Origin of the sequence: Nocardiopsis sp. NPDC101807 (assembly GCF_044766605.1) — a bacterium.
Classification (GTDB): domain Bacteria; phylum Actinomycetota; class Actinomycetes; order Streptosporangiales; family Streptosporangiaceae; genus Nocardiopsis; species Nocardiopsis tropica.
This window is the reverse complement of the sequence record NZ_JBIWMK010000004.1, coordinates 279106-289462: the sequence shown is the minus strand read 5'-3', so window position 1 is coordinate 289462 and position 10357 is coordinate 279106. Positions and strand designations below refer to the sequence as shown.

Sequence of the window (10357 nt, the reverse complement as noted above, 5' to 3'; positions counted from 1 at the left end):
GGCGGCCGGCCCGCGCCCCCGCACCGGGGCCACGCGGGCTCGTTCTTCATGTTGTTGGCGACCTCCCCGGCCACCCCGGCGGGAAACCGCCGGGGGGGCGGGTCGCGTACGCGACCCGCCCACCGTGTGAGACCCCGTACGCGCTACGAGGACTGCTGCTGACGCTTCTTGTTGGCCGCGGTGCGGCCGCGCTCCTTCTGGTCGAGGACGACCTTGCGGATGCGCACGTGCTCGGGGGTGACCTCGACGCACTCGTCCTCGCGGCAGAACTCCAGGGCCTGCTCCAGGGACAGCTTGCGCGGCGGCACCAGGCGCACCAGCTCGTCGCCGGTGGCCGAGCGCATGTTGGTGAGCTTCTTCTCCTTGGTGATGTTGACGTCCATGTCGTCGGAGCGCGAGTTCTCGCCGACGATCATGCCCTCGTACACCTCGGTGGTGGGCTCGACGAACAGCGTGCCGCGCTCCTGGAGGTTGAACATCGCGAACGGCACCGCGACGCCCGCCCGGTCGGCCACGAGGGACCCGTTGGGACGGGTGCGCAGCTCGCCGAACCACGGCTCGACCTTCTCGAAGACGTGGTGGGCGATACCGGTGCCCCGCGTCTCGGTGAGGAACTCGGTGCGGAAGCCGATGAGGCCGCGGGAGGGGACCAGCCAGTCCATGCGCACCCAGCCGGTGCCGTGGTTGACCATGTTCTCCATGCGGCCCTTGCGGACGCTGAGCAGCTGGGTGATGGCGCCCATGTACTCCTCGGGGGCGTCCACGGTGAGGCGCTCGACGGGCTCGTGGACCTTGCCGTCGATGACCTTGGTGACCACCTGCGGCTTGCCGACGGTCAGCTCGTAGCCCTCGCGGCGCATCTGCTCGACCAGGATGGCCAGCGCCAGCTCGCCGCGGCCCTGCACCTCCCAGGTGTCGGGCCGCTCGGTGGGCAGGATGCGCAGGGAGACGTTGCCGATGAGCTCCTTCTCCAGGCGGTCCTTGACCAGGCGAGCGGTGACCTTGGAGCCCTTGACCTTGCCGACGAGCGGCGAGGTGTTGGTGCCGATGGTCATGGAGATGGCCGGCTCGTCCACCGTGATCAGGGGGAGCGGGACCGGGTTCTCCAGGTCGGCGAGGGTCTCGCCGATCATGATGTTCTCGATGCCGGCGATGGCCGCGATGTCGCCGGGCCCCGCCTTCTCGGCGGGCTTGCGCTCCAGCCCGTCGGTCATCAGCAGTTCGGTGATCTTGACCTGCTGGGTGCTGCCGTCGGTGCGGATCCACGCGACCTGCTGGCCCTTGCGCAGCTCGCCCTGCTGCACCCGGACGAGCGCGAGGCGGCCCAGGAAGGGGGAGGCGTCCAGGTTGGTGACGTGGGCCTGGAGGGGGGCGTCCGGGATGTACTCCGGGGCCGGGATGGTCTCCAGGATGGTGCTGAAGAGCGGAACGAGGTTGTCGTTCTCCGGCACGGTGCCGTTCTCGGGACGCTCCAGGGAGGCCTTGCCGTCGCGGGCGCAGGTGTAGACGATCGGGAACTCGATCTGCGACTCGTCGGCGTCCAGGTCCATGAACAGCTCGTAGGTGTCGTCCACGACCTCGGCGATCCGGCTGTCGGGCCGGTCGACCTTGTTGATGACGAGGATGACGGGGAGCTTGGCCTGGAGGGCCTTGCGGAGCACGAAGCGGGTCTGCGGGAGCGGGCCCTCGCTCGCGTCCACGAGCAGGACGACGCCGTCGACCATGGACAGGCCGCGCTCGACCTCGCCGCCGAAGTCGGCGTGGCCGGGGGTGTCGATGATGTTGATGACCACGTCCTCGCCCTCGGGCGTGGTGTAGTGGACGGCCGTGTTCTTCGCGAGAATGGTGATGCCCTTCTCGCGCTCCAAGTCGTTGGAGTCCATCACCCGGTCGTCGACGTCCTGGTTCTCACGGAACACGCCGGACTGCCAGAGCATGGCGTCAACGAGGGTCGTCTTGCCGTGGTCCACGTGGGCCACGATCGCGACGTTGCGGAGGTCGCTGCGGCGTGCGGAGCCCTCGACGGGCGTAGCGCTGGACATGGGAAAGTCTCGATCTCCTGGTACTGGGAAGAGACCGCAGGTTGCCACGGCCCGTTGCCAGTTTATGCGGTCATAGTGGTCTGGTTGGGAAACGTGCGGGTCACCCCGGTCACCCCCGACCGCCCGGCGCAGGCGCCGGCCACCCCGCGTTCACCGCGCGGACGGCCGTACCGGCCCGGGAACGGCGGCGCGGGGTCGGCCCGTGGAGGATCCGCGTGCGTCGCCGCCGGTCCGCGCCTTCGGCGCGGTGGGTCGCCCGGTGCTTCCCCGAGCCCGTCTCCCTCCCGGCGCCGACCGCTCGACCGGGCGAGGGCGGTGCCGGGGTGGTGCTCTCCGGCGTCCGCCGGGGCGTGTCCCGGGCGCCGGCGGAGGCCGGGCACGGGCCCCGGTCGCGGACGGACCGGTGGGTACAGCCTACGGGTGGGCGGCGGTCCCCGGTGCGAGCAGGGGTGCGATCAGGTCGAGGAAGGGGACGTCCGCGGGCAGCCACGGGACGGTGCGCAGCTCGGAGGCGGTGAACCAGCGCAGGGAGAGGTGTTCCAGCGCCTCGGGCTCGCCGTCGACCAGTTCGGCGCGCCAGAGCCGGAGCACAGCGGGCCTCGGCCGGGAGGGGCCGGGGGCGGGGAAGGGCGCGTCCTCACCGATCCTGTGGAGGGGCCGGACGGTGACGCCGAGTTCCTCCCGGCACTCGCGGACCACCGCGTCGGCCGAGGCCTCCCCCGGGTCGACCTTGCCGCCGGGGAACTCCCACCTCCCCCGCAGGGCCGGGGGGTCGGCCCGCTGGGCGGCCAGCGCCAGGCCGTCCCGGATGACGACCGCGCCCACCACGACCAGGGTCTGCTGCTCCGTGTGATCCACGCCCGCCAGCCTAGACCGGCGGCGCTCCGTCCGGCGCCCGCGCCCCTCGGCCCGGGGCCGGCGCGGAGCCCGCGTTCAGGCGCCCGCCGGGGCCGACCGGAGCCGGTGCGCCAGGGCGGTGTGCCGGTGGCCGGAGGAGGCGTTGCGGACCGCCTGGGCCAGGGCCCGCCGGGACCCCACCAGGACGACCAGCCTCTTGGCCCTGGTGACGGCCGTGTAGAGGAGGTTGCGCTGGAGCATCATCCAGGCGCTGGTGGTGACGGGCACGACCACGGCGGGGTACTCGCTGCCCTGGGAGCGGTGCACGGTGATGGCGTAGGCGTGGGCGAGTTCGTCCAGTTCCGCGAAGTCGTAGACGATCTCCTCGTCCTCGTCCGTGCGCACCGTGATCTCCTGGGCGACCGCGTCGATGCCCTCGACCACGCCGAGCGTCCCGTTGAACACCCCGTTCTCGCCCTTGTCGTAGTTGTTGCGGATCTGCGTGACCTTGTCGCCGACGCGGAAGACGCGGCCGCCGAAACGGCGCTCCGGGACGTGTTCGCCCGCCGGGGTCACCGCGGACTGGAGCACCGTGTTGAGGTTGGCCGCCCCGGCGGGCCCGCCCTTCATGGGGGTGAGCACCTGGACGTCCCGGCGCGGGTCGAGGCCGAACCTGCGGGGGATCCGGTTGGCGACCACGTCCACGGTCATCCGCGCGGCGTCCTCGGACTCCTCGCAGGGGAACAGGAAGAAGTCGGCCATGCCCTCGAACCGCGGCGGCTCCCCGCCGTTGATCCTGTGGGCGTTGGTGATGACGCCGGAGTCCTGGGCCTGCCGGAAGACGTGGGTCAGGCGCACGCTCGGGACGGGGGAGCCCTCGGCCAGCAGGTCCCTGAGCACCTGGCCCGCCCCGACCGACGGCAGCTGGTCGACGTCGCCGACGAACAGCAGGTGGGCCCCGGGCGGCACCGCCTTGACCAGCTTGTTGGCCAGGAGCACGTCCAGCATCGACGCCTCGTCCACGACCAGCAGGTCGCAGTCGAGGGGGTTGTCGCGGTCGAAGGCGGCGTCGCCCCCCGGCCGGAGTTCGAGGAGCCGGTGCACCGTGCGCGCCTCGATCCCGGTCATCTCGGTGAGCCGCTTGGCGGCCCGGCCCGTGGGCGCGGCCAGGATGATCTTCGCGTGCTTGGCCGCGGCCAGCGTGACGACGGACGCGACGGTGAAGGACTTGCCGCAGCCGGGGCCGCCGGTGAGCACGCACACCTTCTCCGTGAGGGCGAGCCGGACGGCCTCGCGCTGGGCCTCGGCGAGGTCGGCACGGGTGCGCTCGCGCAGCCAGTCCATGACGACGTCCCAGTCCGCCCCGGCGAACGCGGGGATGCGGTCGGCCGGGTGGGCGAGCAGCGAGCGCAGCCCCGAGGTGAGGCCGATCTCGGCGCGGTGCATCGGCAGCAGGTAGACGGCACGGACGGGTTCGCCCGCGGGGCCGGGCACGGTCTCGCGGACCACGCCCTCGGCGGCGACGAGTTCGGCGAGGCACTCGATCACCAGGCCGGCCTCCACCTGGAGGATCTTCACCGCGGCGGAGATGAGCTTCTCCTCGGGGAGGTAGCAGTGGCCGTCGCCCGTGGACTCCGAGAGGGTGAACTGGATCCCGGCCATCACCCGCTGCGGGCTGTCGTGCGGGATGCCCACGGCTCGGGCGATGGTGTCGGCGGTCTTGAAGCCGATCCCCCAGACGTCGGTGGCCAGGCGGTACGGCTCCTTCTGCACGACGTCGACGGAGGCGTCGCCGTACTTCTTGTAGATGCGCACGGCGAGGGAGGTGGTGACCTCGACCCCCTGGAGGAAGACCATGACCTCCTTGATGGCCTTCTGCTCCTCCCAGGCGTCCGCGATGAGCCTGGTGCGCTTGGGTCCGAGGCCGGGCACCTCGACGAGCCTCTCGGGGTGCTCCTCGATGACCTCCAGCGCCTCGGTGCCGAAGTGCCCGACGATGCGCTCGGCCATCTTGGGGCCGATGCCCTTGATCAGGCCCGAGCCGAGGTAGCGGCGGATGCCCTGCACGGTGGCGGGCAGGACGGTGGTGTAGTCGTCCACGTGGAACTGCCTGCCGTACTGGGGGTGCGAGCCCCAGCGGCCGTGCATGCGCAGCGCCTCCCCCGGCTGGACCCCCATGAGGGATCCGACGACGGTGAGGAGGTCGTGCGCGCCCCGCCCCGTGTCGACCTTGGCGACGGTGTACCCGTTGTCCTCGTTGGCGTAGGTGATGCGTTCCAGGACACCCTGCACGACCGCGGGCCGGAAGGTCCCGTCGGACACGTGGCCGCCCTCCTCTCCCGTGGACCGGGCGCGTTCACGCCTGTTCCGGTGCCGCCGCGCCCGGCCCTCCGAGGTCCGGCGCGTCCTCGCCGAGCACGGCGAGCACGCGGTCGCGGTCGGCTCTGCGCAGGCTACTCGCCACCAGGACGTAGGAGTGCCTCAGCATCTCCGCGACCTCGTCGTCGGGCACGGTGCCGTCGAGGAGCACGGAGTTCCAGTGCTTCTTGCTCATGTGGTAGCCGGGGGTGACGGCCGGGTACCGGTCCCGCAGCTCCAGGGCCAGGTCGGGATCGCACTTGAGGTTGACCGTGGCCGGGACGTCGTCTTCACCGCCCTGGTCCGATCCCCCTGTGAGCAGGGCGAACATCTTCTGCCCCGCCACCTTGTAGACCAGGGCGCCGGGACCGAAGGGCTCGCTCTCGTCGGCCTCGGGGAACCACAGCGCCGCGTCGATGAACTGTCCGGGTGTCATGGCGTCGCCTTCCTCTCGCCCCCGACAGTGCCAGAGGGCGACGACGTTCGGGAGGGTCCGGCGCCCCCGGCGGGGCGGGCCGCCGGGGCCGGGTGCCGTGCGGCGCGTGCCGACCGGCGCCCGGGAGGGCCGCGGATAGACTCCGGCGCAGCACCCCACCGACAAGGGAGCGTCCATGAAGGCCAGAGGCGCGCGCAGGCTCGACCCCCTGGAGCCCGGGGACCCCCGCGAGATCGGCGGGCACAGGGTGCGCGGCCGGATCGGTTCCGGTGGCATGGGCACGGTGTACGCGGCGGACTCCCCCGGCGTGCACGGCTACCTGGCGGTGAAGGTCGTCCACCCCGAGCAGGCCGCCGACCGGCGGTTCCGCGAGCGGTTCGCGCTGGAAGCCCGCCTGCTCTCCAGGGTGAACAGCCCCTCGGTGGCGCGGTTCGTGCGCGCCGACGTGGAGGCGGACCTGCCGTGGATGATCACCGAGTACGTCCCCGGCCCGACCCTGCGGCACCACGTGGAGCGGTTCGGGCGGCTGCGCAGGGGCATGCTGCTGGGCCTGGCCGTCGGTACGGCCGAGGCGCTGCGCGCCGTCCACGCGGCCGGGGTGGTGCACCGCGACCTCAAGCCGAGCAACGTGGTGCTCTCCCCCACCGGGCCCAAGATCCTCGACTTCGGCATCGCGCACCCCGTGGAGGACCCCGACCCGACCAAGTGGATCAGGCTGCGCCGGATGCGCCGCGCCTACCGCGACCTCGGGCTGCCCTCACCGGACACCCTGGCCGACGAGCGGGTCGCCTCGACGGTGGACCGGCTGGGAACGCCCGGGTGGATCAGCCCCGAGCAGTACCGGCGCCAGCCGACGACGCAGAAGGCCGACGTGTTCCTGTGGGGGGCGGTGACGGCGTTCGCCTCGGTGGCGCACGACCCGTTCGGGAGGGCGGACGTCAAGGAGATGGCCCGGCGTGTGATGTTCGAGGAGCCCGACCTCCAGCACCTGCCGCCCGGCCTGGAGCGGCTGGTGCTCGCCGCGATGTCCAAGGACCCGGACGAGAGGCCGGACTCCGCGGAGCTGCTCCGGGCGGCGCTGGCCCTGGAGTCCCCGGAGGGCGGGGTGCGTCCGCCCGCCGACGGGGAGGCGTCGCCGGGAACGGGTGCCGCGGCCGTGCGCCGCCTGTTGGAGCGCAGGTGGACGGAGGTGGCGGTGCGCCCGCCGCAGCCCCCGCGCGAGGGGGCGCGCCTGTTCGGCCGCGCCGCCCCCGGCACGGGGGCGGACGGGACCGCCCCGTAGCCGCGCGCCGGGGCTCCCCCCGGCGCGGACCGCCGAACGGGCCCGGGACGTTCCGCGGAGGCTTTCGGTCGGCTCGGCGCCCGCGTCGACCGCGTCGGGCGGTGGCGGAGCCGTCCGGACGCGGTCGGCACCGCGAGGGGGCGGCCCGGCGGACGCCGAACCGGACCGGTCCGGGGGAGACGGGCCCGGGCGTGTTCCGCGGGCGCCGCGCGCCGGGGCGGGCGTCCGCGGAAGGGCCCTAGAGGAGCCCGTAGTGGGCGCGGCCCTCACGGGAGAACATGTAGGCGATCATCGTGACCGCGAAGCCCAGCGGGACGGCGGCGATCAGGTCGCCGACGACGAGGTTCCACAGCAGGAGCCCCCCGGCGACGGTCTGGAAGGCCACCACGCCCCAGAAGACGCCGACGGTGCGCTGCCGGATCCGACCGGCCAGGAGCGTGGACAGCAGTCCGTACACACCGGTGACGGCGGCCATGGTGATCATCATGGAGCGCATCATCTCGACGGTGACCGCGAGCTCGACGCCCTCCTGCGCGGCGAGCTCCGCCTGCTGCCGCAGGGCGTCGGCCATCACCTCCTGGGGCACGCTCAGCCCCAGCAGGAACAGGGCCGTCAGCCCGAGGCCGCAGGCGCCGCCGATGTACATCAGCGTGCGCACGACCGCCACCTTCCTCGGCAGCGGCGCGTCGGGGCGGAGCGCGTCGAAGCGGGCGCCGAAGTCGGGGATCCCCCTCTGCGGCGGGACATCGCCTCCGCCCTGTGCCCCGTCGGGGTCGTACGGGTCCTGGCCAGAGGGAAACACTGACGTCCTCCGAGGGTGTCGAGCGAACTTGCCTCCCCCATGGTAGGGGCGGCCGGCCCGCCGGGCGCGGGATCGGGCGGCGGATTCCCCCGACACTCCCCCTCGGGAGGGGCGACGGCGGTCACCGGGGGTGATGATAGGGGGCATGAGAAGCTGTACGCGGCGATACGGCTGGGACGGAACCCCCGGTCCGCACCGCAGATCCTGCACATCGTAACCCCTCGGCGCGTGCCCGATCCGTCCCGCCCTCCGGGGTGACCCGCTCCGGCCCCCACCCACCGCAGGCGGACCCCCGCCGATCCCCCGAAGGAGTCCCGCAGACATGTCCAGACTCGTGCGCGCCTCAGCGGCGCTGATGCTGGCGGGCGCCTTCGCGGTCCCGCTCCCGGCGGCCTCGGCCGCGGTCCGGCCCGCGGCCCCCGGCGCCTCCCCCGACTTCACGCTGACGATCCTCCACGCCAACGACCCCGAGTCCCAGCTGCTCTCCGCCTCCGGACAGGGCGACTTCGGCGGCGCGGCCCGCTTCACCACGCTGCTCGACCGGCTCCGGGAGACCGAGGGCGCCGGCGCGGAGGCCGGGGCCGACGAGGCCCGCGAGCGCGGTGTCGTGACCGTCAACTCCGGCGACATGTACCTGCCCGGGCCCGAGTTCGCCGCCTCCCAGGAGGACGGTGCGCCCTCCTACGACGCCATCGCCGCCAACCACGCCCGCTACGACGCGATCTCCATGGGCAACCACGAGTTCGACTTCGGTCCGGACGTGTACGCCGACTTCGTGGACCAGCTCACCGGGGACACGACGGTGGTCGCCGCGAACGTGGACGTCTCGGCCGAGCCGAACCTGGCGGCCCAGGAGGCGGCGGGCCGGATCGCCCCCAGCACCGTGGTCGAGGTCTCGGGAGAGCGGGTCGGCATCGTCGGCGCCCTCTACCCCCCGCTGGCCACCATCACCAGCCCGCGCGGGGTGGTGGTCGAGGACCTCGTCGTCCCGGTCCAGGCCGAGGTCGACCGGCTGACCGGCGAGGGCGTCGACAAGATCATCATGATCTCCCACCTCCAGAACATCGCCTACGAGGAACGTGTGGCCCGGGAGCTGACCGGCGTCGACGCCGTCGTCGCCGGGGGCGGCCACGAGGTGATGGCCGGCCCCGACGACGTCCTGGTGCCCGGGGACGAGGTCACCGCCCACCCGGAGACGGGTGAGCCGCTGGCCTACCCGCTGGTCGCCACCGCTCCGGACGGCACCGAGGTCCCGATCGTGACCGCCGGGTCGAACTACAAGTACGTGGGCCGCCTGGTCGTCAACTTCGACGGGGGCGACGTGGTGTCGGTCTCCGAGCGCTCCGGCCCGGTGCGCGTGTCCGGTGCGGGCGCCGACGCCGTCTCCCCCCACCCCGGGGTCGAGGCCGAGGTGACCGGGCCGGTCTCCGACCACGTCGCACAGCTCGCCGAGACCGAGGTGGCCCTGAGCGAGGTCGACCTCGACGGGGTCCAGAACCCGGGCGTGCGCACGCGGGAGACGAACCTGGGCAACCTGGTCGCGGACGGGCTGCTGGACACCGGGAGGCGCAACGCCGGCGAGTACGGGGTGCCCGAGCCGCAGATCGGCATCCAGAACGGCGGCGGCATCCGCAACGCGTCGGTGCTCCCCGCGGGGCCGCTGAGCGCGCTGGACACCTACTCCGTCGCGCCGTTCGCCAACCAGGTGGCCGTGGTCCCGGACCTTCCGCGTTCCCAGGTCAAGGAGCTGCTGGAGCAGGGCGTGGCCGCCGCTCCCGCGGCCAGCGGGGCGTTCATGCAGGTCGCCGGGGTCAACTTCGCGTACGATCCGGCGCGCACCGCGCAGGCGGTGGACGGCGCGGGCACCGTGACGACCCCGGGCGAGCGGGTGCGCAGCGTGATCCTGCACGACGGCACCGTCCTCGTCCGGGACGGCGAGGTCGTCGACGGCGATCCGGTCACGGTGGTCACCAACGACTTCTCCGCCCGGGGCGGGGACATGTACCCGTTCCGGGACGCCCCCTTCACCGTCGTCGGCGCGACCTACCAGGTGGCCCTGGAACGCCTGCTCACCGACACCCTGGAGGGCAGGGTCACCGCGCAGGCATATCCCGAGGGCGGCTCCGGCCGCATCGTCGTGGGCGAGGAGGCCACGGTGCCGGACGGCGGCGGCGAGCCCACCGAACCGCCGGTCGGTCCGACGGCCGGCCCCACGGACCCCGCGGAGCCGACCGGTCCGCCGAGCACCGGGCCGACCGCTCCGGGAGGGGGCGGGCCGGGCGGCGACGGGCCGGGCCGGCCGGACGGCGCCGACGGCGCGCTGCCGACGACCGGGAGCGCGCTGTTCGGCCTGGTCGCCGCGGCCGCGGTCGCGGTCTGCGCGGGCGGCGCCGCGCTGTACCTGAGCCGTAGGCGCACGGGCGCCGGTACCGCTTCCGCCGGACCGGAGTCCTGACGGGGGGCGCGCCGGTCCCCCGGGACCTCCGCGGGGGGGGGGGGCCCCCCGGGGGGGGGGGCCGGGGGGCCCCCCCCCCCCGGGGGGGGGACCCCCCCCCCCCGGGGCGGGGCCCGCCCCCCCGCGGGCGGGCCCCCCCCGGCCC

Annotated in this window: 7 protein-coding genes; 2 read left to right on the top strand and 5 right to left on the bottom strand. The window is 73.7% G+C overall.

Translation table 11 applies throughout. From position 1 onward, the window contains the following. Positions 1–143 precede the first annotated feature (143 nt). The 4 genes from typA to ACIRPH_RS14210 form a co-directional block, all read right to left on the bottom strand. Positions 144–2042 (bottom strand): translational GTPase TypA, encoded by a 1899-nt coding sequence (gene typA / locus ACIRPH_RS14225; RefSeq protein ID WP_402913921.1) that lies wholly within the window; start codon positions 2040–2042, stop codon positions 144–146. Between the two features lie 414 nt (positions 2043–2456). Further along, positions 2457–2900, bottom strand: a complete 444-nt coding sequence (locus ACIRPH_RS14220; RefSeq protein ID WP_402913918.1) for a (deoxy)nucleoside triphosphate pyrophosphohydrolase — start codon at positions 2898–2900, stop codon at positions 2457–2459. 75 nt (positions 2901–2975) lie between these two features. Further along, positions 2976–5201, bottom strand: coding sequence for an ATP-dependent RecD-like DNA helicase (locus ACIRPH_RS14215; protein ID WP_402913917.1), 2226 nt, complete (start codon positions 5199–5201; stop codon positions 2976–2978). A gap of 34 nt (positions 5202–5235) precedes the next feature. Then, positions 5236–5673 carry an MmcQ/YjbR family DNA-binding protein gene (locus tag ACIRPH_RS14210; RefSeq protein WP_402913916.1) on the bottom strand — a complete coding sequence of 146 codons (438 nt, stop codon included), beginning with the start codon at positions 5671–5673 and terminating at the stop codon, positions 5236–5238. Between the two features lie 175 nt (positions 5674–5848). Here ACIRPH_RS14210 and ACIRPH_RS14205 point away from each other — a divergent pair, with 175 nt between their 5' ends. Continuing rightward, positions 5849–6955, top strand: a complete 1107-nt coding sequence (locus ACIRPH_RS14205) for a serine/threonine-protein kinase (RefSeq protein ID WP_402913914.1) — start codon at positions 5849–5851, stop codon at positions 6953–6955. A 238-nt stretch (positions 6956–7193) separates the two neighbouring features. Here the strand turns inward: ACIRPH_RS14205 and ACIRPH_RS14200 are convergent, their stop codons facing one another. Then, on the bottom strand, positions 7194–7757 hold the full coding sequence (locus tag ACIRPH_RS14200; RefSeq protein ID WP_402913911.1) for a hypothetical protein: 564 nt from the start codon (positions 7755–7757) through the stop codon (positions 7194–7196). Between the two features lie 322 nt (positions 7758–8079). Here ACIRPH_RS14200 and ACIRPH_RS14195 point away from each other — a divergent pair, with 322 nt between their 5' ends. Further along, positions 8080–10212: a bifunctional metallophosphatase/5'-nucleotidase gene (locus ACIRPH_RS14195; protein ID WP_402913909.1), complete on the top strand. Its 2133-nt coding sequence runs from the start codon at positions 8080–8082 to the stop codon at positions 10210–10212. Positions 10213–10357: the final 145 nt, after the last annotated feature.

What these genes read in the sequence shown, in the direction of transcription:
- typA (WP_402913921.1), bottom strand. Translation starts at nt 2,042, where the DNA reads ATGTCCAGCGCTACGCCCGTCGAGGGCTCCGCACGCCGCAGCGACCTC.
- ACIRPH_RS14210 (WP_402913916.1), bottom strand. Translation starts at nt 5,673, where the DNA reads ATGACACCCGGACAGTTCATCGACGCGGCGCTGTGGTTCCCCGAGGCC.
- ACIRPH_RS14205 (WP_402913914.1), top strand. Translation starts at nt 5,849, where the DNA reads ATGAAGGCCAGAGGCGCGCGCAGGCTCGACCCCCTGGAGCCCGGGGAC.
- ACIRPH_RS14195 (WP_402913909.1), top strand. Translation starts at nt 8,080, where the DNA reads ATGTCCAGACTCGTGCGCGCCTCAGCGGCGCTGATGCTGGCGGGCGCC.